17 protein-coding genes are annotated in these 22052 nt (G+C 68.2%); 9 read left to right on the top strand and 8 right to left on the bottom strand.

From position 1 onward, the window contains the following. Nucleotides 1-120: 120 nt before the first annotated feature. The 3 genes from HLH27_RS14560 to HLH27_RS14550 are packed head-to-tail and all read right to left on the bottom strand — an operon-like array spanning nucleotide 121 to nucleotide 3057. Complete coding sequence (locus tag HLH27_RS14560) at nucleotides 121-1107, bottom strand: pepsin/retropepsin-like aspartic protease family protein (RefSeq protein WP_246375918.1); 987 nt, start codon at nucleotides 1105-1107, stop codon at nucleotides 121-123. Next, the gene (gene pip / locus HLH27_RS14555) at nucleotides 1091-2053 is read right to left on the bottom strand and encodes a prolyl aminopeptidase (RefSeq protein ID WP_246375917.1); all 963 of its coding nucleotides are present in this window, start codon (nucleotides 2051-2053) and stop codon (nucleotides 1091-1093) included. Before pip ends, HLH27_RS14560 begins: the two co-directional genes overlap by 17 nt. Further along, a complete protein-coding gene (locus HLH27_RS14550) occupies nucleotides 2050-3057 on the bottom strand; it encodes a tyrosine recombinase XerC (RefSeq protein ID WP_182950759.1) in 1008 nt (335 codons plus the stop codon). Before HLH27_RS14550 ends, pip begins: the two co-directional genes overlap by 4 nt. 69 nt (nucleotides 3058-3126) lie before the next feature. On the opposite strand from HLH27_RS14550, the gene HLH27_RS14545 reads away from it, so the two are divergent. Continuing rightward, nucleotides 3127-5379, top strand: coding sequence for a primosomal protein N' (locus tag HLH27_RS14545; RefSeq protein ID WP_182950758.1), 2253 nt, complete (start codon nucleotides 3127-3129; stop codon nucleotides 5377-5379). 16 nt (nucleotides 5380-5395) lie between these two features. Here HLH27_RS14545 and HLH27_RS14540 read toward each other — a convergent pair whose 3' ends face one another. After that, on the bottom strand, nucleotides 5396-6421 hold the full coding sequence (locus tag HLH27_RS14540) for a sulfotransferase family protein (protein WP_182950757.1): 1026 nt from the start codon (nucleotides 6419-6421) through the stop codon (nucleotides 5396-5398). A 432-nt stretch (nucleotides 6422-6853) separates the two neighbouring features. Here HLH27_RS14540 and HLH27_RS14535 point away from each other — a divergent pair, with 432 nt between their 5' ends. Further along, nucleotides 6854-8017 (top strand): L-dopachrome tautomerase-related protein, encoded by a 1164-nt coding sequence (locus HLH27_RS14535; RefSeq protein WP_182950756.1) that lies wholly within the window; start codon nucleotides 6854-6856, stop codon nucleotides 8015-8017. A 177-nt stretch (nucleotides 8018-8194) separates the two neighbouring features. On the opposite strand, the gene HLH27_RS14530 is transcribed toward HLH27_RS14535, so the two are convergent. From HLH27_RS14530 to HLH27_RS14520, 3 genes are all read right to left on the bottom strand, one after another. Further along, nucleotides 8195-8980: a siderophore-interacting protein gene (locus HLH27_RS14530; RefSeq protein ID WP_182950755.1), complete on the bottom strand. Its 786-nt coding sequence runs from the start codon at nucleotides 8978-8980 to the stop codon at nucleotides 8195-8197. A gap of 17 nt (nucleotides 8981-8997) precedes the next feature. Further along, nucleotides 8998-9585: a PadR family transcriptional regulator gene (locus tag HLH27_RS14525; RefSeq protein WP_182950754.1), complete on the bottom strand. Its 588-nt coding sequence runs from the start codon at nucleotides 9583-9585 to the stop codon at nucleotides 8998-9000. A gap of 143 nt (nucleotides 9586-9728) precedes the next feature. Beyond that, nucleotides 9729-10823 (bottom strand): NADH:flavin oxidoreductase/NADH oxidase, encoded by a 1095-nt coding sequence (locus tag HLH27_RS14520; RefSeq protein ID WP_182950753.1) that lies wholly within the window; start codon nucleotides 10821-10823, stop codon nucleotides 9729-9731. Between the two features lie 87 nt (nucleotides 10824-10910). Between HLH27_RS14520 and HLH27_RS14515 the strand changes: the two genes are divergently transcribed. From HLH27_RS14515 to HLH27_RS14500, 5 genes are all read left to right on the top strand, one after another. After that, nucleotides 10911-11270 carry an ArsR/SmtB family transcription factor gene (locus HLH27_RS14515; RefSeq protein ID WP_182950752.1) on the top strand — a complete coding sequence of 120 codons (360 nt, stop codon included), beginning with the start codon at nucleotides 10911-10913 and terminating at the stop codon, nucleotides 11268-11270. Between the two features lie 187 nt (nucleotides 11271-11457). Continuing rightward, nucleotides 11458-14511, top strand: a complete 3054-nt coding sequence (locus tag HLH27_RS14510; protein ID WP_220790431.1) for a ligand-binding sensor domain-containing diguanylate cyclase — start codon at nucleotides 11458-11460, stop codon at nucleotides 14509-14511. A 275-nt stretch (nucleotides 14512-14786) separates the two neighbouring features. Further along, nucleotides 14787-16007, top strand: a complete 1221-nt coding sequence (locus HLH27_RS14505; protein WP_182950751.1) for a GTP-binding protein — start codon at nucleotides 14787-14789, stop codon at nucleotides 16005-16007. Further along, nucleotides 16000-16332 carry a DUF6525 family protein gene (locus tag HLH27_RS16935; RefSeq protein WP_220790430.1) on the top strand — a complete coding sequence of 111 codons (333 nt, stop codon included), beginning with the start codon at nucleotides 16000-16002 and terminating at the stop codon, nucleotides 16330-16332. Before HLH27_RS14505 ends, HLH27_RS16935 begins: the two co-directional genes overlap by 8 nt. A gap of 448 nt (nucleotides 16333-16780) precedes the next feature. Then, the gene (locus HLH27_RS14500; protein WP_182950750.1) at nucleotides 16781-18031 is read left to right on the top strand and encodes an MFS transporter; all 1251 of its coding nucleotides are present in this window, start codon (nucleotides 16781-16783) and stop codon (nucleotides 18029-18031) included. A 41-nt stretch (nucleotides 18032-18072) separates the two neighbouring features. On the opposite strand, the gene HLH27_RS14495 is transcribed toward HLH27_RS14500, so the two are convergent. Beyond that, nucleotides 18073-19758 (bottom strand): NAD(P)/FAD-dependent oxidoreductase, encoded by a 1686-nt coding sequence (locus tag HLH27_RS14495; protein ID WP_182950749.1) that lies wholly within the window; start codon nucleotides 19756-19758, stop codon nucleotides 18073-18075. 177 nt (nucleotides 19759-19935) lie between these two features. On the opposite strand from HLH27_RS14495, the gene HLH27_RS14490 reads away from it, so the two are divergent. After that, a complete protein-coding gene (locus HLH27_RS14490) occupies nucleotides 19936-20979 on the top strand; it encodes a cation diffusion facilitator family transporter (protein ID WP_182950748.1) in 1044 nt (347 codons plus the stop codon). A 16-nt stretch (nucleotides 20980-20995) separates the two neighbouring features. Then, entirely contained in the window at nucleotides 20996-21892 is an 897-nt protein-coding gene (locus HLH27_RS14485; protein WP_182950771.1) for a cation diffusion facilitator family transporter, read from the top strand. Nucleotides 21893-22052: the final 160 nt, after the last annotated feature.

Below are 22052 nucleotides of genomic sequence, written 5' to 3'. Positions count from 1 at the left end.
CCCCCTGGGGGGCCCTTAATGCTACCCTGGGGGGGGGGTTATTTACCGGCTCCCCCACCCCCATCGTGTGGGGGGGGGGGGGGGGGGGGGGGGGGGGCCCCCCCCCCCCGTCGCGACCCGCTACCGCCGGGCCGGCCGCGTGAACATCCGGCCGGTGGCGTAGGATATCCAGACATCGTGCCGGGCGAACCAGTCCGCCCCCAGCAGCATGTCCACCCGGTCCCGCAGCCGCGAGACCGTCAGTACCGGCGCCTGTTCCACCTCGGCCCCCACGCGCAGGCTGCCGAAACGGTGCCAGTGATACAGAACCGGCCGGCCGTCGACGCCGCTGGTCTCGCCCCCCGGATCGGCCGCCAGACGATCCTCCGACACCCCTGCCCGCTTCGCCGCCTCGATCGAGAGAATGCGCGAACGTGCCCCGCTATCGACCAGGGCGGTCAGGGGCCGCCCGTCCAGTTCCACTTCGACCGCCACGCGATGGCCCTCGCGCAGCAGCTTCACGGTGCCGTAAGCCCCGCGCCAGGCCGGCGCGGCACGACACGCATCGTACTCGCCCTGCACGCGCCACAGCGACAGCCAGCCGCCCGCGACATCGAATTCCAGGTCGAAGCGCGACAGCACGTCACCGCCCAGCAGCCCCGCGACCGGGGGCGTAATCATCGGCTGCCCCGGCAACTCGCCCACCGGAGTCGAGAGCGGGCCCAGATCCAGCCCCTGCCCGTCCTCGGTGTTCAGGCGCAGGGCGGCGATCAGCACGTTGGGAACCATCCCGCCCGCGCCGCCGGTGCCGTACAGCACGGTGCTGCGCCCGGAATCGACCGCCAGCCCCAGCGCCTGCGCCACCCGGGCGCTGACCAGCCCGCCCTCGGCCCCGGTATCGACCACCAGGCTGTACGCCCCCCGCGCGGTACGGCCGGCGATCGACACCGGCACCGACAGGTATCCGCCGTCGTCGCGCAGCGGGACGCGCGCGACCCGGGTGACGGCACAGGGCACCGGTGCCGCGTCCTGCGCCAGACCAGGGGCCGGCAGCAGGCCCAGCAGCACCGCCAGCCGGGCCCGCCATCGCCCCGCGCGGGCCGGCGCGCGTTCAGCCGCCGGCGGCAAAGCGGTCGGTGGCGTCCAGCAGCGCGGTCTGGATGCCCGGTTCCGAAACGGCATGGCCGGCATCGTCCACCAGGTGGAAATCGGCCTCGGGCCAGGCGCGATGCAGGTCCCACGCCGTGCGCATGGGGGTGGCGATATCGTAGCGCCCCTGCACGATCACCGCCGGAATATGGCGGATCCGCTCCACGTCGCGGATCAGTTGCCCCTCCTTCAGCCAACCGGCATGGACGAAATAATGGTTCTCGATCCGCGAGAAGGCCAGCGCGTATGCCTCGTCGGCATGCTGGGCGGAGAGGGTCGGCGCGGGGCGCAGGGTCAGGGTCTCTCCCTCCCACAGGCTCCAGGCCACGGCGGCCTCGACGCGCACCGCCCGGTCGGGGTCGGTCAGGCGGCGGCGATAGGCCGCCATCATGTCGGTGCGCTCCGCGACCGGGATCGGCGCCTGGAACCGCTCCCACTTGTCGGGGAACAGCCAGGACGCACCCTCCTGATAATACCACAGCAATTCCGACCGCCGCAGGGTGAAGATCCCGCGCAGGATCAGGCCCGTCACTCGCTCCGGATGCGTCTCGGCATAGGACAGGGCCAGGGTGGAGCCCCAGGAGCCGCCGAAGACCACCCAGCGTTCCGCGCCCGTCAGTACGCGCAGGCGCTCGATATCCTCGACCAGGTGCCAGGTCGTGTTGTTGTCCAGCCCGGCATGGGGCCTCGACCGGCCGCAGCCGCGCTGGTCGAACAGCAGGATGCGGTAGCGCGCGGGGTCGAACAGCCGCCGGTGGGCCGGCGTGCATCCGCCGCCCGGGCCGCCATGCAAGAACACCACGGGAATCCCGTCCGGATTGCCGCACAGTTCCCAGTACACGCGGTGGCCGTCGCCCGTGTCCAGGATGCCGCTGCGATAGGGCTCGATCGGCGGATACGGCATGCGGCCGGCGGCGGTGATCATGGCTGGTTCTTCCCTGTTGTTGTTTCTTCCTCCCGCGACGGGTTGCGCCCGGCGGCGCGCGGGTGGGCACCGGCCCAGACCTGCATCAGCCGCGCCTCGTCGGCCAGCGTATAGCGCTGGGTCGTCGACAGGCTGGCATGGCCCAGCAGGTCCTGGATCACGCGCAGATCCGCGCCGCCCTCCATCAGGTGGGTGGCGAAGGAATGGCGCAGCGCATGGGGGGTGGCGTGCTCGGGCAGGCCCGCCATGTCGCGCCATACCCGCATGGCGCGCTGCGCCACCGCCGGCTGCAACCGGCCGCCGCGCACGCCGGGAAACAGCGGCGCGCCGACCAGGGGCGCCGGGTGGCGCGCCCGCCAGTCCGCAAGGGCGCGTGCCACCGCCGGCACCATCGGCACCAGCCGCTCCCGCCCGCCTTTGCCGCGGATCAGCAGCGTGCCGCCCGCCGACAGCGCCCGGTCGAGATCGCCGATATCCAGGCCCAGTGCCTCGGAAATGCGCAGGCCGCAGCCATAGAGCAGCAGGAACAGCGCCCGGTCGCGCTGTTCGGCCATCGGGGTGGCGGCGACGGCGCCCAGCCCGTCCGGCACCTCCAGCGCCTGTTCCGTCGTCAGCGGGCGCGGCAGCGAGGCGCGGAAACGCGGGGCGGCCAGCAGGCCGGGCGCCGGATTGCGCACCCCATGGTGCCGCGCCAGATACCGGTAGAACGAGCGCATGGCCGACACCCGCCGGGCCCGGGTCCGCGCCGCGCGGTCCGCCCCGCCCGCGCGGCGGCCGCCCGCCGCCTGCTGGGCACCCGCATGTTCCGACGCCAGCCAGGCGCGCAGGTCGCCCAGCGACAGCCGGTCCAGCACCGCCAGGTCCACCTCGCCACCCATATGGGCGCCGACGAAGGCCAGGAACCGGTCCAGGTCGCCCCGATAGGCGGTAAGGGTCAGCGCCGCCGCCCGCTTCTCGTCGCGCATCCAGTCCAGGAAGGCATCGCGTAGCGCGGCGCCGGTCATCGGGGCAGCCGCGCGGCGCGCGACGATTGCGGGGCGAGACAGCGGGCGGCCGGGGCGATAAAAAACCTCATGGTACACGCGAGTCTAGACAAACGCCCCCCCGCGCGAAAGCCGGAAAGCGCCGGCCGGCCGCGCGTCGCGGTGCTGCTGCCTCTGCCCTTTCCCGGCCCGTTCGACTATGCCGTGCCGCCCGCGCTGGCCGACCTGCAACCGGGCGACATCGTCAGCGTGCCGCTGGGCCGCCGGACCGAAACCGGCGTGGTCTGGGACCCGACCCCGGCCCTGCCGCCCGAATTCACCCCCCCGCCGATGAAGCCGGTGGCGGACGGGCGGCTGAAACCCGTGATCTCCCGGCTGGACCAGCCCCCCCTGCCCGGCGCGCTGCGGCGCTTCGTCGACTGGGTCGCGGCCTATACGCTGTCGCCGCCCGGCATGGTGCTGGCCATGGCGCTGCGCACCGCCGCGACCGCGCCCGTGGCCCTGACGACGGGCTGGGCCCTGGCAGAGCCGCCGCCCGAGCTGCGCGACACCCCCGCCCGCCGCCGGGTGCTGGAAATCTCCAGAAGCGACGGCCCCCTGCCCGGCGCCGAACTGGCGCGGCGGGCGGGCGTGGGCACAAGCGTGGTGCGCGGACTGGCCGATGCCGGCGCGCTGCGTGCCGTGGTACTGAAGCCCGCCCCCCCGTTCGCCGCCCCCGATCCTGCCCATTGCCCGCCGACCCTGGGCGACGGCCAGCGGGAGGCGGCGCAGAGCCTGCGCGACCTGGCCGGCGCGGGCGGCTTTTCCGTCACCCTGCTGGAAGGCGTGACCGGATCGGGCAAGACCGAGATCTATCTGGAAGCCATTGCCGCCTGCCTGGAGCGCGGCCGGCAGGTGCTGGTGCTGCTGCCGGAAATCGCCCTGTCGGCGCAATGGACCGGCCGCTTCGCCCGCCGTTTCGGCGCCGAGCCCGCGCTGTGGCATTCCGACCTCGGCCCCCGCCTGCGCCGCGTCACCTGGCACGCGGTGGCCGAGGGCAGCGCCCGCGTGGTGGTGGGTGCGCGCTCGGCCCTGTTCCTGCCCTTCGCGGAACTGGGACTGATCATCGTCGACGAGGAGCATGAAAGCGCCTTCAAGCAGGAAGACGGCGTGACCTACCATGCGCGCGACATGGCGGTGGTGCGCGCGCGCATGGACCACGCCCCGATCATCCTGGTTTCCGCCACCCCCAGCCTGGAGACGCTGGCCAATGTCGGCGCCGGCCGCTACCGCCATCTGGCGCTGACCGCGCGCCATGGGGGCGCCGCGATGCCCGAGGTGCGGACCGTGGACATGCGCGCCCACCCGCCCGAGCGCGGGCTGTTCCTGTCGCCCCTGCTGACCGAGGCGATGCGGGCGACGATGGAACGCGGCGAACAGGCGATGCTGTTCCTGAACCGTCGCGGCTATGCGCCGCTGACGCTGTGCCGCACCTGCGGCCATCGGCTGCAATGCCCCAACTGCACCGCCTGGCTGGTGGAACATCGCGCGCGCCGCGTGATCACCTGCCATCATTGCGGCTATCAGGAGCCCACGCCACCCACCTGCCCGTCCTGCCATGCCGAAGCCAGCCTGACCCCGATCGGCCCTGGCGTGGAACGCATTACCGAGGAAGCGCGCGCCACCTTCCCCGATGCCCGGCTGCTGGTGATGGCCAGCGACACGCTGCCCGGCCCGGCGGCGACCGCCGACGCGGTGGCGCAGATCGCCCGGCGCGAGGTCGACCTCGTGATCGGCACCCAGATCGTCGCCAAGGGCTGGCATTTTCCGCACCTGACGCTGGTCGGCGTCGTCGATGCCGATCTGGGGCTGGGCGGCGGCGACCTGCGCGCGGCAGAGCGCACGGTGCAGCTGCTGCACCAGGTCGCCGGCCGTGCGGGCCGTGCCGAGGCACCGGGCACGGTGCTGCTGCAAAGCTATTGCACCGAGCACCCGGTGATGCAGGCCCTGGTTTCGGGCGATCTCGCCAGCTTCATGCGGCAGGAGGCCGAGCAGCGCCGCCCCGGCTTCTGGCCCCCCTTCGGCCGGCTGGCGGCCCTGATCGTCAGCGCCGATACGCCGGAAGCCGCCGACGCCACCGCCCGCGCGCTGGGGGGCGGCGCCCCGCGCGGCGAGGGCTTGCAGGTTCTGGGCCCGGCACCCGCCCCGCTGGCCATCCTGCGCGGCCGGCACCGCCGCCGGCTGCTGCTGCGCGCCCGGCGCGAGATCGCGCTGCAACCGATCGTGCGGGAATGGCTGGAGCGCGTGCCCCCCGAACGCGGCGCACGGATCGATGTCGATATCGATCCGGTCTCGTTCCTGTAGGCCCTGCGCGGGGCGTCTAGCCGAACCGGCACCAGCGGCGCGTGCGCAGGCGAAACCACGCTCTGCGGCCCGATCGATTCACTGTCTTCAGGATTGCGATGATGCGGCCGAAGACCATGTCGGAGGCCCGCGCATTGATCTCGAACGCCTCGATTTTATCGGAGGCATTTTCGATATCGATGTGCCACCTGTCGATCAGTTTCAGGAGCGGCTGCGTGCGATCCAGCCTGTCTTTCCATTTCCGGAACAGGCCCGATTCCATACCGGCCTCGATACTGGTTCTGCCGGCCTGCACGTCGAGAAGGAATGAATACACATCCTGGACCAGCGGCACCGCGGCGTCATCCGCACAGACATCGTTCCTGTCGAAATGCGTATGCCGGAGGTCTTTCTCGATAAATCCGTCGCAATATTTCTCGACTTCCTGCGGGTCCAGCACAAGGCCGAGCCGGTCGGAAACCCGTTTCAACTCCTGCCCCGGCGCGGAAACCAGCGTGTCGTAATCGACCAGCACGGCGTGGGCGTCGCCGAGATTGCACAGCGCGGCCATCATGTATTCGAGCCACAGCATGTAGGAGACTTCCCTGGGCAGATCGTCTCTTTTCCCCAGGGAGCGGACGACGCTCAACGGGTTGCGGCTGGCCAGGATATATTTGACGTCGAAGGGCGATTCTTCGAAAATACGCTTCCAGAACGGAAGAAGTTTTGTCGTGCGCGGGTCCTTGAAGCCGAAGGCGGAGACATTCGCCGTCTTTTCTTTCAGCAATTGAAGGGATTTCGAAACATAGCCACTGGCACGCAGGCAATCGACATCCTGATCGGTCACGGACTGCAAGGAGCGCCAGTCGCGGCCCAGGGCCGCGAGCATTTCCGTATTCAGGTCGATAAAATCGAGGTCTTCCCAGAACCCTTTCCCGTTATCCGCGGCGGCGGGCAGCAAATGGTCGCCCAGCGAGACGCCCATCGCCCGCAGGCCATAGGTGATGGCGCTTGTTCCGCTGCGATGCATCCCCAGCACGACAATGATCTGCTTCTTTTTCAATAGATGTTCCATAATGTCAGGCGCCGTTCATCGACCCGCAGGAAAACCGGGCATAAATATCGAAAATATACGAAATTCTTTTCATCTTCCCTCTCTTGCGGCGGGAAGCATATGCTCGCGTCCGGAAAGGGACTAATACAATTTAGTAATGAATATAAACCATATTTTTTATCGAAACGTAAGATATTGTACCAATCGGAAGCAATCACGACAGAGGCCCATCGCGGCCCCCGCCGAGGCAAACATCAATCGCAGGAAGGTGATATTAAAAACCAATATAAGAAAGAGATCCCCTCCTCGCCCTTCTCCCTGTTGCAACCATCGCCGGTCTGGTGAAGCATGCCACGCCGAGCGGATCGGCATTTTCCGCATGAGGCAAGGACGGCGCCCGCACAGGGACCGCCCTGAACCAGCACACGGGAGAGAACGCCATTGAATCGTCGCGACCTTTTCGCCGCCGCCGCCGGCGCCGCCATCCTGCCCGCCCTTTCCGGCCGCGCGCGCGCCGGCACGGTGTCGGGCGACACGGTCCCTGCCGGCTCGCTGGAGGTCGTTGCCGAATTCTATGGCCCCGGCCCGTCCGGGATCGCCGTCACGCCGGATAACCGCATCTTCATCGGCTTTCCGCGCCATGCCGAAAACCACAGCAAGGCGACCCTGGCCGAACTGAAGGGCAACGTGCTGGTGCCCTATCCCGACAGGGCGCTCAGCCTGCCCTCCTCGGCCAGCCCCGACCGCCGGCTGATCTCGATCCACGGCATGACGACGGACACGAAAGGCCGGCTGTGGGCGATCGACGACGGCAAGATCGTCGGGCGGCCCATCGCGCCGGGTGCCGCGAAGGTGATCGGCATCGATCCGGCCACCGACCGGCTGATCGCCAGCGTGGTACTGAAGCCGCCGGCCATGCGGCCCGACAGCCACATGAACGATCTGCGCGTCGACCTGACCCATGGCGCGCTCGGCACCGCCTATGTCGCGGATTCCTCGTTCGGCACGTCGCCGGCGCTGGTCGTGGTCGATATCGCCACCGGCCGGCAGCGGCGGGTGCTGGCCGATCATCCGTCGATCCAGGCCGAGAAAGGGTTCCTGACGGTACTGGACGGGCGCCCGCTGCGCTACGACCCCGCGCACCCGACCTTTCCGGTCGGCGGGGTGGACAGCATCACGCTCAGCCCGGACAGTGCGCTGCTCTATTATTCGCCGCTGACCAGCCGCCGCCTCTACAGTATTCCAACCGCGCTGCTGTCGAATTTCGACGCCACCGAGGACCAACTCGCCGCCGGCATCATCGATCATGGCGAGAAGGTCATGACCGACGGCATGGCGACCGACGCGCAGGGCCGGCTCTACCTGACGGCGAGCGAGCATGACGCCATCATGCGCTGGATACCGGACGGCACGATCGAAGTGGTGGTCCGCGACCCGCGCATCGTCTGGCCGGACGGGATCTTCGTCACCGCCAGCCATGTCTATTGCACGCTGGGCCAATGGAACCGCCTGCCGGGCTTCAATGGCGGCAAGGACCTGCGCCAGCCGCCCTACCTGCTGGTGCGCGCGCCGATCACGCCCCCCATCCGCGAAGACCAGAGATAGCGTGACCGGAAATGCGTGCCGGCGGCGATCCGACGCGCGTTTCCTGCGCTTCGCGGCGGACGGCCCATAAGGCCGCTCCGCTCCGATGCTCGGAAACACATGACGGCCGTGCCGCTGCGCGGCACTCTCGCTCGCCAGCCCACATTTCCAGTCACGCTCCGCGCGCCTGAGTCTCGGTCAGGCGCTCTCCTCCACATCTTTTACCGATGCATCGGCCGTCCCCTTGAGCCAGTAGCCCGATGCCTTGATCCAGGACGGGGAGAGCCCGCGCTCTTCCAGCAGGGTGCGGCGCACGGCTTTCGCCACGCGGGCCTCGGCCCCGACCCAGACGAAGGTGCGCTCCGGAATGTCGATCCCGGCCAGCACGTCCAGAACGCCCTGCGCCTGGTCCGCCTCCGCCATGGGGCGATGCACCCAGTGCGCCTCGTGGCGGGCGGATGTCGCGAAAACCTGTTCGTCATCGGCGCCGGGCACCGTCACCACCGTCGTGACGCTGTCATGGGCCGACAGTTCCTCCACCCGGCGGCCGATGGCGGGCAGCGCCGTCTCGTCCCCGACCAGAAGCCAGCGATCCACGGGGCCGGTGATGACCTGCGACCCGCGCGGACCGCCGATCTCCAGCCGGTCTCCGGCCCTGGCGGCCCGTGCCCAGGCGGCGGCGGGGCCGCCATCATGGTTCACGAAATCCAGGATCAGGGTCCCCGCCCGCGCATCATAGCGGCGCGGCGTGTAATCCCGCCGCGTCACGGCGCCATCGCGGCCGGGAATGAAAATCTTGATGTGATCGTCGGGCGACGCGCTGACGAACCCGTCGAGATCCGCACCGGTCAGCGTCACCCGGATCATGTGCGGGGTCAGGCGCTCCACGGACGCGACCGCCAGGTTGCGGCGCCTCAGCTCATGCCGCACCCGCTGGATCGCAGGGCCGGCGCCGGGAGTGCTGGAAAATTCGAAATCGTTCATCTCCGTCTCCTCTCTTGTCATGCCTGCCCAATCTCGCGGGCGGCGGCATCGAGCAGGTCGGCGATCTTCTGTCCGGTTTCGGCATCGAGACCGCCATTGCGCAGGCGGAGCCGCAATGCCGTCTTCAGGTTTTCCATGGCGCGCATCACCGGTACGGGGATGTTCCGCCGCCCGCCGCCTTCAGCGCCCGCGGCTGCGGAGCGGGCGAGAATTTCGTCCAGCCCCGCGCGATTGGCGGCCAGGAAGGCCTGGCCCTCCGGAGTGATGTGATAGCTCTTGCGGCCTTCTTCCTCGGCCAGGCGGACATAGCCCGCTTCGTCCAGCCAGGTGAGCGTCGGGTAGATCACGCCGGGGCTGGGCGTGTAGCTGCCGCCGAACCGCTCCTCGATGGTGCGGATCAGCTCGTAGCCATAGGTCGGGCTGTCGGCGATCAGGCTCAGCACCAGCAGGCGCATCTCGCCGTAATCCAGCAGCCGGTTGCGGCCCCCGCGGCGCCCGCCGCCGCCCCGGCCGTGATGCCGGCCCGGCCCCATGAAGCCGGACGGCCCGTCAGCGGAAAAAACCCGGCGATCGCGACCGCCATCATGTCTGTTTCTGTGTTTCATGGTCCCGATATGCATCCAGATATATCGGAAATCAAGATATATCTGGATGTATTTTTGTTCATCAGACCGCGCCACGATGGGGGCGGCCCGCAGGCGCGCCCTCCCCGTGGTTTCCGCGCGGCAGGGCGCCGGCGGCGAGGCTTTCAGCGATAGCGTGCCAGCCAGTGGGCGTAGGGCGGCGGCAGCACCGACGCGGCGTCCTCGTGTCCCAAGGCCTTCGCGGCCGCATAGGGCCAGTGCGGATCGGCCAGCAGCGGACGGCCGACCATGACCAGGTCCACCTCGCCCTGGCGCACCATCGCATCGGCCAGCTGCGGCGCGCTGGCGGCATTCCAGCTTGTCGCCGTCGGCAGCCCCGTCTCGCGCCGCACCTGCCCCGCGATCGCGCCCAGGAAGCCGGGGCCCCACGGAATCTGCGCGGTCGGCGTGTCGAAGCCGATCGACACATCCACGAAGCCCAGCCCCTCCGTCTTCATGACCCGGAGCATGGCCAGCGCCTCGGCCAGCATCGCCTCGTCGTCGCCGGCGAATTCGGTCACGCCCAGCCGGATCGACAGCGGCAGGTTCTCCGGCCACACCGCACGCACCGCGCGCAGGGTCTCGACCAGGAAGCGCGCCCGGTTTTCGGCGGAACCGCCATAGGCGTCGGTCCGTTGATTGGCAAATGGAGAAAAGAAACTCTGCGCCAGATATCCATGCGCGAAATGCAGCATCAGCCACCTGAACCCGGCCTCACGCGCGCGGATGGCGGCCGCCACGAAATCCTGCCGCACCCGCTCGATCTCCGCGACCGACATGGCGCGCGGCTGGCGCGGCAGGTTGGCGCCGAACGCCACCGCCGAGGGCGCGATGGGCTGCCAGGCCCGCGGGTCGGATTCCGGCATGTGGTCGTCGCCTTCCCACGGGCGGTTGGCGCTGGCCTTGCGCCCGGCATGGGCGATCTGGATGCCCGGTACCGCGCCGGCCTCGGCAATCGCGCGCGCGATCGGCGCCAGGGCCTCGGCCTGATCGTCACGCCAGATCCCGACATCGCCGGGCGTGATCCGGCCCTCGGGCGAAACGGCCGAGGCCTCGACCACCACCAGCCCCGCGCCGCCGCGCGCCAGCGTGCCCAGATGCACATGGTGCCAGTCGTTCACCACGCCGTCCTGGGCCATATACTGGCACATGGGCGAAACCGCGATCCGGTTGCGCAGCGTCACGTCGCCCAGCGTATATGGCGTAAAGAGATGAGCCATCCCTGTTCCCTTTCCTCCGCCTTCCCCAGCGGGAAGGCTTAGTTCCATTTTTATCGAACAAACGACATTTCGGATAGAGTAGGCGTCATGGCAAGAGACGAAATCGGCTTTTCTCATCCGGATGAAGAGACATTGTCCCTGGAGGCGATCTTCCACGCGCTGTCCGATCCCTATCGCCTGCGCATCGTCCAGGCGCTGGCTGCCAGCGCCGCGCCCATGAATTGCGGCGACCTGAGCTTCGGCCGGCCGAAATCCAGCATGTCGCATCATTTCCGCATCCTGCGTGCCGCGGGGGTGCTGCACACGACCAGCCAGGGCGTGGAACATATGAACAGCCTGCGCCGCGCGGCGCTGGACCGGCGCTTCCCCGGCCTGATGGCCGCGATCCTGGGCGAAACCGGCCACCCGGCGGCCGCCCCCGCCGCGCGCGGGCTCGCGCCTGCCTGAACCCGCCGCGGCCGCGCCCGATCGGCATGGCGATCAAAGGCTTGCACGACCCGACGGACCGTGTGGTATTGACCTGTTGTCAACGATGGAACATGCGTGCCATGCGATCAATGCAGACCCTGGACCCCGTCGGACATAGTGCCTGATTCCTCATGCCCTTCGTGAACGGCGCCCTGAGCTGAGGCCGATGGCGTCCGGCACTCTCCCTTCGACACGGCCGCCCGGTTCCGGGCGGCGCATCGCCCGTCCTACCTCCGCCGGAAGAACGACGCTGTGGCGGGTGTCGATCGCCCTGTTCTGCGCCCTGGCCGGGCCGGCGTCGCGCGCCCGGGCGGCGGTGCCGCCGCCACCGCTGGCCAATTATGTGCTCGATCACTGGTCGACGCGGGACGGGCTGCCGCAGAATTCGATCCGCGACATCGCCCAGACCCCCGACGGGCGCCTGTGGTTCGCCACGTGGGAGGGGCTGGCCTCCTATGACGGTATCGAGTTCACCGTCTACGATCGCGGCAGTCGCGTGCCCCTGCTCGATAACGGGATCGGGACCATCGTCACCGATGCGGCAGGCACCCTGTGGTTCAGCGATTCCCGGGGCAATATCGGCCGGCACGCGGCGGATGGAAGCTGGCGCCTGTGGCCGCATCCCGCCCATGCGCCCTCCATCATCGTCCAGTCCCTGCAGATCGGCCCGACCGGCCGGCTGTGGATGCTCTACGAGGGCAACGGCCTGGGCAGCATGACGGCGGACGGCGCGTTCCAGTATGTCCGGCCGCCCCCGAAATCGCCGCTGCTGAACCTCTATCGCCGGATGGCGTTCGACAGCACGGGCGCGCTCTGGCTGGGCACCTATGACGGGGTCGTGGTCCAGGATGCGCGCGGGCAGGTCCATACCGCGCCGGCCGCCTGGCATCTGCCGCACGGGCTGGCATGGCCCTATCGGGCGCCCGACGGGACGTTCTGGATCGTCGCGGGCAGCCGGATCTTCCGGATCGGCGCGGCGGGTGCCACCCTGCAATACGATCTGCACGAGATCGGGCGGATCACGGCGCTGATCCAGGACCGCCACGGCGCGCTGTGGGCGGGCACCGAGGGCCACGGGGTGCTCCGGCTTTCCGCCGCCGGCATCGAGCGCCTGCCCGACACCATGGCGCCGGCATCCGGCCGCATCCTCAGCCTGATGGAGGATAGCGAGGGCAGTCTGTGGGTCGGTTCGAACGGGGGCCTGTACCGGCTGCGCGAGGCGCTGTTCAGCACCTTGAGCCGGCAGGATGGCCTGCCCGACGATTTCACCCGCTCGGTGCTGGAAGATCGCGACGGGCGGCTGTGGGTGGGCACCGATGCCGGCCTGTCGCGGGAAAATCCGGACGGCACGATGGCCGCCGTGCCCCTGTCCACCGACCCCGACCACACGCCGGAAATCCTCAGCCTTGCCCAGGACGGGAACGGAACCCTGTGGATCGGCACCTATTCGGATGGCCTGTACGCGCGCGCGCCGGACGGATCGGTCCGCCATTTCGGCACCGCGGAAGGATTGCCCGCCGGCAATATCCGGGCGATCGGCGTCGGCGGCAACGGCGCGGTCTGGATCGGCACGCAGCACGGCGTCTTTCGCGTCGGCGATAGGCCGCCACGGCCGCTGGAAGGGCCCGACGCACCGCATGGGCTGATCACGGCGCTGAGGGCACAGGCGGACGATCTGTGGATCGGTACCCTCGACGGCGTGCGCCATCTGCATGGGGCGTCCATCGAGGCAATCCGTTTCCCGACGCCCCAGGGGGCGCACACGATCTTCGGCTTCACGCCGGTGGGCCGCGACATGTGGTTCGTCAGCGACCGGGGCCTGTATCGCGACCGGGACGGTGCCATTGCCCAGGTGGCGCGCGAACAGGGCCTGCCCGTCGATTCGATCTTCGCCATGCTGCCGGACCGGCACGACCATGTCTGGCTGACCAGCAATCGCGGCGTCATGCGCCTGGCCCTGTCGGACATCGAGGCCGTGGCCGACGGCCGGTCGCCGCATCTGCCACTGCTGCATTTCGACGAGGCCGACGGGCTGCTCAGCAGCCAGGCGAGCGGCAGTTCGGCCCCGTCGGCGATCCTGCGCCGTGATGGCACGATCTGGATCGCCACCGCTATCGGCGTCGCGCATGCCGATCCGGGGCAGGTCCATATGTTTGTCACCCGCCCGCCCCCGCCTTCCGTGGCGCTCGGCTCGCTCGACCTCGACGGCAATCCGCTGCCGCTGCCGGCGGATGGCGCGCCCGTCCATATCCCGGCCGGGCATGGGCTGACGGTGCGTTATGCGGCGTTGAGCTACCTGCTGCCGGACCGGATCATCTACCGGAGCCGGCTGGAGGGCCTGGACCCGTCATGGAGCGTGCAGGGCAATACGCGCAGCCTGCGGCTGGTAGGCCTGCCGCCGGGCCGGTACACGCTGCGCGTCTCCGCCGCGCATCCCGGCGGCACGTGGTCCCCGCGCGACATGGAAGTGCCGATCGTCGTCGACCCGATGTGGTGGCAGCGCCGGCAGGTCTGGGCGGGCGCCGCGGTGGCGTTCGGCGTGCTGCTGGCGGCGGTTTATCTGGGCATCGCCTATTCCTACCGGCGGCAGGCGCGGTTCCTGTCGCGGATCATCGCGGAACGGACGGGCGAACTGACGCAGACGGCCGAGCGGCTGCAAGCCGCCGACCATGAAAAGACCCGGCTGCTGGAACGCCTGCGCCAGCAGGCCGACCTGGCGACGCGGCAGGCCAGGGAAGACCCGCTGACCGGCCTGCCGAACCGCCGCGCGTTCAATGAAGAGCTTGCCCTGGCCCTGGAGGGGGTCATGGCCGGCCAACCCGATTTCTGCCTGGCCCTGATCGACGCCGACCGTTTCAAGCAGATCAACGACCAGTATTCCCACGCGGCGGGCGACGAGGTCCTGCAAGGGATTGCGGACGTGCTGCGGGACTGCGTGCGCGCGCCCGACCTCGTCGCGCGCATCGGCGGCGAGGAATTCGCGATCCTGATGCCGATGACCACGCTGGAGAACGGCGAAGCCGCCTGCCAGCGCCTGCGCACCGCCTTCCACGCCAAGACGGATTGGGGCGGCGCGCTGGCCCTGCGCGTCACCTTCAGCGCCGGCCTGGTCAGCTCCCGCCCCGGCGAACCCAGCGCCGCCCTGCTGCTGCAACGCGCGGATACGGCCCTCTACCGCGCCAAGAATACCGGGCGCGACAGGATCTGCGTGGAGGGGTGAGAGAGGGTAAAGGCGGTTCTGCGGCGGCGTTCTGTGCTTCTATCGTCGACTGATATGGCGGCTATAATGCCGTAACCCACGTGATATCCTGCCCAATGTGACGTTTTTCTGGCCAATAAACCAGTCGCCGCTGTCTATGTTCCGGAATGGCGCCGGAACCACAAAAAGCGGGCCGGACCGGCAGGCCTGTCTCATTTCGAGAATCACTGGGGATTGTTATAGTATAACATAACATGTAGATTGGGCGGATCGCAACCGAGTGAACGGTATCCGTCATGCACGAAAGACTCCCGGTAACGGTCCTCTCCGGCTTTCTGGGAGCTGGAAAGACGACATTGCTCAACCACGTGCTCAATAACCGCGAGGGCCGGAAAGTTGCGGTGATCGTCAATGACATGAGCGACGTGAACATCGATGCGGATCTGGTGCGCGACGGCAGCAATCTCTCCCGGACGGACGAAGCCCTTGTGGAGATGAGCAATGGCTGCATCTGCTGCACGTTACGTGACGATCTGCTGCAGGAAGTACGTCGACTCGCCGAAGAAGGGCGCTTCGATTATCTCCTGATTGAATCGACGGGGATTGCAGAGCCTCTTCCGGTTGCGGCGACTTTCGAGTTTCGTGACGAGATGGGCGAAAGCCTGTCCGACATCGCACGGCTGGATACGATGGTAACGGTGGTGGATGCCGTCAACTTGCTGAAAGATTATGCCTCAACAGACTTTCTGCGCGACCGGGGCGAGACAGCAGGAGAAGAGGATGACAGGGCACTGGTCGACCTGCTGGTCGAGCAGATCGAATTCGCGGATGTCGTGGTCCTGAACAAGGTCTCCACCGCGACAGCGGCGCAGCGCGAGGCCGCCCGGCAGGTTATTCAGGCCCTCAACGCCGATGCGGATATTATCGAAACGGATCAGGGCGTCGTGCCCTGCGCGCGCATCCTGGATACACACCGGTTCGATTATGACCGGGCCCATAAGCATCCGCTATGGTACAAAGAACTGTTCGAATTTCAGAACCATATTCCCGAGACCGAGGAATATGGCATCCACACCTTTGTCTGGCGTGCACGCCGCCCGCTGGTGCCGGAACGGTTCAAAGCCTTTATCGATGCTGCGTGGCCGGGCGTGATCCGGGCGAAAGGCCATTTCTGGCTGGCGACCCGTCCGGAATGGGTGGGCGAACTGGGGCAGGCCGGTGCACTGGTCCGTACGCAGGCAATGGGACGCTGGTGGGTGACGATACCCAAAAACCAGTGGCCAGACAGTGATGAATTGCGGGATCTGATCCTGTGCAGATGGGACCCGGTTTATGGCGACCGTCGGCAGGAGATTGTGTTTATCGGCACGGCAGAGATGAATGATGCCGCCCTTGGCACGGCCCTGAATGCCTGCCTTGTACCGGAATTCGACGTAAAGCAGTTCGATCCGCTGCTGTTCGCTCATCTGCCCGACCCATTTCCGGTCTGGGGGAACGGAGAAATGGCGGATGCGTAGGGTAACAGCGGATAACGAGCGGACATTACGGCACGAGATGTGGCGGCGATATGCTGGCGATGACTGGGCGGCCTTCGACGCGCTTCCGACAGCGATCCGAAAACGGGTGACAGCGCATGCCTATGATGCCTGGTCGGTCAATGTGATGATGCTCTGGCAGCATTACAAACGGCTCTATGGACGCACGACGCGCGCCGAGCGGGCTCTGATCCGGTATCTTGACTATTGCGAGAGACTGGAACGGGAAGCTTTTGCGGCACGCTACAACGAGGCCTACGGAATGGCTCTGCCTCATGACGCAGCTTGCGTTACGGTCCTGAGATAACGGTGATATGGATAATTGCTGGATATATCGCCGCCCCCCTGCCAGACGCAGTTTACGGTCGGCAGGAAGGCGCTTTGGCAAATCGAAAGGGCTGGCAGGGAGGGAGGTGAACTGGTCGATCACCACTTCCGGACGAATTCGCTCAACAAGTGCGAAAACACTGCCCCGATCGAGCGCATCGCCCTTCACGGGATGGGCACCGAGCCTCTCGATAGCCTCAGGGCTATCGGGGCAATGAGCCGATCCCCAGACCTCGTGCCCCTCGCCCCGCAGGCGCGTGACCTCGCGATGCTGCTCGAAGGGGCAGACGGGTCGCGGGTTCGCCTGGATGTGCTACGGATTACGTTCTGGCACAGGAATGGAAGCGATTCATGACAGTCTACAAGCGCCGGCCGTTGCGGCATCGGGCCCGGCAGGCTCGGGGCGCAGGGGCGGAAGGCTCCCGGGCATGAGCGGAATGCCGCCCGAAGGGAAGTTCGACAGTCCCGGCAAACGCGGCTGGTCGCCCACCGTCATCCTGCTGCTCGGCCTGGCGGGGATGCTCGATTTCATCGACCGGTTCGTGTTCTCGACCGCAAACGACGCGATCAAGCACGACCTGCATCTTTCGGACGCGACGGTGGGGCTGCTGGGGGGGACTGCCTTTGCGCTGCTCTACGGTGTGATGATCATGCCGTTCGCCCTGATTTCCGACCGCGGCTTTGCCGCGCGCATGGCGTCGTTCGGCATCGCGCTGTGGAGTGTCGCGACCGCGCTGATGGGACGCACGCATGGGATCGCCAGCATGGCGGCCGCCCGGGTCTGCGTCGGGCTGGGACAGGCTGCATTCTCCCCCTCCTCCGCCGCCCTGAATGCGGGCTATTCGACGCCCGAGAAGCGCAGCACGTCGTTCGCGATTTCCTACGGTGTGTCCTATCTGGGCTATATCATCGGGCTGGCGGGGGGCGGGTACCTCGTCGAGCATGTCGGCTGGCGCATGACGTTCACCGCTATCGGGCTGGCGGGGATTCCGGTCACGATCCTGATGCTGCTGTTCGTCCGCGAACCGCGCTTGCCGCCTGCGCCGCGGGATGCGGAATCGTGGCGCGCGCTGCTTGCCAACCGGCCGTTGCGCGACTTGGTGCTGTACGGCGTCACCAGTCAGGTCGTGAGCTACGGCATCACCTTGTGGGGTGTTTCCTTCTACATGCGCTCCTTCGGCCTGTCGTCGGGGCAGGCCGGTGCGTGGTTCGGCATCGGCATCGGTCTGGCGGGCGTCGTGGGAACCTTCATCGGCGGGCCGATTGCCGATTTCGCCGCGTCCCGCTTCGGTTTTCGCGGCGCGATGCGTTTCACCTTCTGGGCCTATCTCATCGCCCAGCCCTTTCAGATCGTCCAGGTACTGACGCATTCGCTCGATCTCTCGCTGGCGATGCTGGTGCTGTCGTCGGTCCTTTCGGCCCTGTGCACCGGCCCGATCTACGGGGCGGTCCCCAGCGTGGTGCCGGCGCATCGCCGCGCGGCCGCGACGGGGTTGTACGCGCTGCTCGCCAATGCCGTCGGCATCGGGCTCGGCCCCCCGCTCTTCGGATGGATCAGCGACCTGTTGACGCCGCATTTCGGCGCCGATGCGCTACGCATGTCGCTGCTGGCGGCCGCCCTGCTGGGTTTCTGGCCGGCTGTGCATCTCTTCCAGCTGCAACGCCGGTTTCGGGAATAAATGCGTTCCGCAAACGCGAAGAACGCTGGCGCCTACCGCGTCTATTGCGCCTGCGCGCTGCGGGTCATGGTCTGGCGGATCAGCCCGTCTACCGGGCGGCCGGCCATGGTCAGGGCCACGGCTTCCGCCACGCGGATGCCGTCGATGGCGGCCGACAGGATGCCGCCGGCATAGCCCGCGCCCTCGCCCGCCGGATACAGGCCGGCGACATTGGTGCACTGCCCGTCCGGGCCGCGCGGAATCCGCAATGGGGAGGAGGTGCGGGTTTCCACTCCCGTCAGTACCGCGTCCGCCATGTCGAACCCGTTGAGCTGCCGGCCGAATGCCGCCAGTGCCTCGCGCATTGCCAGCACCACGAAATCGGGCAGGCAGGCCGCAAGGTCGGTCGGCGTGACGCCGGGCCGGTAGCTGGGCTCGACCGTGCCCAGATGGGTGGAGGGGCGGCCGGCCAGGAAATCGCCCACACGCTGCGCGGGCGCGCGATAGTCGCCGCCGCCAGCCAGGTAGGCCTGGCGCTCCCAATGGCGCTGGAAGGCGATGCCCGCCAGCGGGCCGCCGGGATAATCGGCCTCGGGCGTTACGCCGACCACGATGCCGGCATTGGCATTCCGCTCGGCCCGCGAATACTGGCTCATGCCGTTGGTCACCACCCGCCCTTCCTCGGACGTCGCCGCCACCACGGTGCCGCCGGGACACATGCAGAAGGAATAGACCGCCCGCCCGTTGGAGGCATGATGCACCAGCCGGTAATCGGCCGCCCCCAGTAGCGGGTCGCCCGCCTGCGTGCCGAAACGCGCCGCATCGATCACCGATTGCGGATGCTCGATCCGCACGCCGATGGAAAAGGGCTTGGCCTCCATCGCCACGCCGTGCGCGTGCAGCATTGCGAACGTGTCGCGCGCGCTGTGCCCGACCGCCAGCACGACATGATCGGCCGCGATCTCCTCGCCATCGGCCAGGCGCAGGCCCGCGACCCGCCGCGTGCCGTCGGGGCCGGTCGCCAGCAGAAGCTCCTCGACCCTGGTATCGAAGCGGTAGGTGCCCCCCAGCGCCTCGATCTCGGCGCGGATATGCTCGACCATCGACACCAGGCGGAAGGTGCCGATATGCGGTTTGGAGAGGTACAGGATCTCGTCCGGCGCGCCTGCCTTGACGAATTCATGCAGCACCTTGCGCCCGTAATGGCGCGGGTCGCTGACCTGGCTGTACAGCTTGCCGTCCGAAAAGGTGCCGGCCCCGCCTTCGCCGAACTGCACGTTGCTTTCGGGCGTCAGCACCGATTTGCGCCACAGCGCGAACGTGTCGACCGTGCGCTCGCGCACGACCTTGCCCCGTTCCAGGATCAGCGGCCGCAGCCCCATCTGCGCCAGCAGCAGCCCCGCCAGCAGGCCGCAGGGCCCTGCCCCGATCACCACCGGGCGGCGATAGCCCGGCCGGTCGGCGAAAGCCGCGCCGTCGCGCATCACGAAACGATAGTCCGTATCGGGCGCGACACCGACATGCGGCGTGCCGGCCAGCCGCGCCAGCACCGCGGCCTCGTCCCGCACCGCGCAATCGACCGTATAGACCAGCGTGATCGCCCCCCGCCGCCGCGCGTCATAGCCGCGCCGGAAGACCGTATGCGCCAGCAGGTCGTCGCCCGCGATGCCCAGCCGGCGCACGATGTCCGCCACCAGCGCGTCGGGCTGGTGGTCGAGGGGGAGCCTGATTTCGGTCAATCGGATCATGCGGGACGAGGCATCCGTTCGCGGGAGTATGGGGACTGTTCAGGGGCCGGCCGAGGCGACGGCGGCCATGCGCCGTGCCTTATCACGACCGCCCGCCATGACGAAAGAACGCGAGACTGGCCCCCGGCGCGATGCTTCTGATACAGAGAGCCGCCGTTCGAGGAGAATCCCCCATCCATGGCCGACTTGCACGACCCACAATCCGCGCACGGGCACGCAGGACGGAACGGGGCGCATGCCTGCAACCATGACCATGACCATGACCATGACCATGACCATGACCATGACCATGACCATGACCATGACCATGACCATCATGGGCATCACGGCCACGGGCATGTCCATGCCCCCGCGTCGTTCGGCGCCGCCTTCGCGTGGGGCATCGGGCTCAACCTGGTCTATGTGATTGCCGAGGCCGCCTGGGGCGTCACCTCCCACGCGCTGGCCCTGCTGGCCGATGCCGGGCACAATCTGTCCGACGTGCTGGCGCTGGCGGCGGCGTGGCTGGCGCATACGCTGTCGAAGCGCGCGCCGAGCGCCGAATTCACCTACGGGCTACGGCGATCCTCGATCCTCGCGGCGCTGGGCAATGCGGTGGCGCTGCTGCTGGTCACGGGCGGGATCGTCTGGGAATCGATCCTGCGCCTGATCGAACCGACCGCGGTGCCGGGCGGCACGGTCATGGCCGTGGCCGCCGGGGGTATCGTCGTCAACGGCGCGACGACGCTGCTGTTCGCGCGCGGCGGCGGCGACCTGAACATTCGCGGCGCCTTCCTGCACATGCTGGCCGACACGGTGATGTCGGCGGGCGTCGTGATTGCGGGCGCGGTCATTCTGTACACCGGCTGGGCCCGGCTGGACCCGATCGTGGGCCTGGTCCTGTCCTGCGCCATTGTCGCCGGCACCTGGTCGCTGCTGCGCGATTCGCTGGACATGGCGCTGGACCGCGTGCCGCGCACGATCGACCGTGCGGGCGTCGAGGCCTATCTGCGCACCCTGCCGGGCGTGCAGGACCTGCACGATCTGCACATCTGGCCGATCAGCACCACCGAGACCGCGCTGACCGTCCATCTGGTCTGCGCAGTCCCGGCCGACGACACGCTGCTGGGCGATGCGACCGACGCGCTGCGCACCCGCTTTCGCATCGGCCACCCGACCTTCCAGGTCGAAACCCTGTCCTATGCCACCCGCTGCGTGCTGGCCGACGCGAGCGTACCCTGAGCCCATGCCCGTCACGATGCCCGATATCAGCAAGACCGCGCTGGCCTGGACCAGCCTCGGCGTCAGCATTGCGGCGCTGGGCCTGAAATATGCCGCCTGGCGCGTCACCGGCTCGATCGCGCTCTATTCCGATGCGATCGAGACGATCATCAACGTCGTCGCCGCCCTGACCGGCCTGTGGGCGCTGCATATCGCCAGCCTGCCGCCGGACGAGAACCATACGTACGGCCATTACAAGGCCGAATATCTTTCCGCCGTGGCCGAGGGCGTGCTGGTGCTGATGACCGCGCTGGTCATCGGCCGCGAAGCCTGGATCGACTGGCAGCATCCCAGCATGCCCGACGCGCCGCTGTCCGGCATCCTGCTCAACGGCTCGGCCGGCGTGCTGAACCTGGCCTGGGCGCTGGTGCTGCTGCGCGCGGGCCGGGCGAAGCGGTCGCCGACGCTGGTCGCCGCCGGCCAGCATGTGATGTCCGACGTATGGACCACCATCGGCCTGGTCGGCGGCTTCATCCTGATCCCGCTGACCGGCTGGCCGTGGATCGACGCGCTGCTGGCCGGGCTGATCGCGCTGAACGTGCTGCGGGTGGGCTGGGGCATGATGCGCGAGTCGATCGCCGCCCTGATGGACGAGGCCCCCGACCCCGACACGCTGGAGGCGATCCGCCAGGTCATCGCCGCCAGCGGCCGGGGCGCCATCGAGGCGCACGACCTGCGCGCGCGCATCGTCGGCGCCATGGCCTTCGTGGAGTTTCACCTGGTCGTCCCCGGCAGCATGAGCGTCGATGCCGCGCACGAGATCTGCGACCGGATCGAGGCCGCGCTGCGCGCGCGCATCGGCGACGCGCTGATCCACATCCATGTCGAACCCGACCGCAAGGCCAAGCATTGCGGGATCGCGATCCCGGCATAACGGGCGGCCGCGACGGCGCCGCATTCGAAGCCGCCGCGGAAGTTCCGTTGTGTCAGGGACAACACAGCCTCCGCCTCCGGTCGGGGAGATGTGAGCGGTTCCTGTGGAAATATCCGGCCCGTACGGAGTAAAGGGCGGGTACAGACTGCATTCGCCCCCC

Source organism: Gluconacetobacter takamatsuzukensis (genome assembly GCF_014174275.1).
Classification (GTDB): Bacteria; Pseudomonadota; Alphaproteobacteria; order Acetobacterales; family Acetobacteraceae; genus Gluconacetobacter; species Gluconacetobacter takamatsuzukensis.
The sequence above is the reverse complement of the archived record's forward strand: the minus strand, read 5'-3'. Positions and strand labels throughout refer to the sequence as shown.

Bases quoted from the DNA above. Each gene is read 5' to 3' on its own strand.
- pip (WP_246375917.1), bottom strand. From the start codon at position 2,053: ATGATCACCGCCGCCGGCCGCATGCCGTATCCGCCGATCGAGCCCTAT.
- HLH27_RS14550 (WP_182950759.1), bottom strand. From the start codon at position 3,057: ATGACCGGCGCCGCGCTACGCGATGCCTTCCTGGACTGGATGCGCGAC.
- HLH27_RS14545 (WP_182950758.1), top strand. From the start codon at position 3,127: ATGGTACACGCGAGTCTAGACAAACGCCCCCCCGCGCGAAAGCCGGAA.
- HLH27_RS14530 (WP_182950755.1), bottom strand. From the start codon at position 8,980: ATGAACGATTTCGAATTTTCCAGCACTCCCGGCGCCGGCCCTGCGATC.
- HLH27_RS14525 (WP_182950754.1), bottom strand. From the start codon at position 9,585: ATGAAACACAGAAACAGACATGATGGCGGTCGCGATCGCCGGGTTTTT.
- HLH27_RS14520 (WP_182950753.1), bottom strand. From the start codon at position 10,823: ATGGCTCATCTCTTTACGCCATATACGCTGGGCGACGTGACGCTGCGC.
- HLH27_RS14515 (WP_182950752.1), top strand. From the start codon at position 10,911: ATGGCAAGAGACGAAATCGGCTTTTCTCATCCGGATGAAGAGACATTG.
- HLH27_RS14510 (WP_220790431.1), top strand. From the start codon at position 11,458: ATGGCGTCCGGCACTCTCCCTTCGACACGGCCGCCCGGTTCCGGGCGG.
- HLH27_RS14505 (WP_182950751.1), top strand. From the start codon at position 14,787: ATGCACGAAAGACTCCCGGTAACGGTCCTCTCCGGCTTTCTGGGAGCT.
- HLH27_RS16935 (WP_220790430.1), top strand. From the start codon at position 16,000: ATGCGTAGGGTAACAGCGGATAACGAGCGGACATTACGGCACGAGATG.
- HLH27_RS14500 (WP_182950750.1), top strand. From the start codon at position 16,781: ATGAGCGGAATGCCGCCCGAAGGGAAGTTCGACAGTCCCGGCAAACGC.
- HLH27_RS14495 (WP_182950749.1), bottom strand. From the start codon at position 19,758: ATGATCCGATTGACCGAAATCAGGCTCCCCCTCGACCACCAGCCCGAC.
- HLH27_RS14490 (WP_182950748.1), top strand. From the start codon at position 19,936: ATGGCCGACTTGCACGACCCACAATCCGCGCACGGGCACGCAGGACGG.
- HLH27_RS14485 (WP_182950771.1), top strand. From the start codon at position 20,996: ATGCCCGATATCAGCAAGACCGCGCTGGCCTGGACCAGCCTCGGCGTC.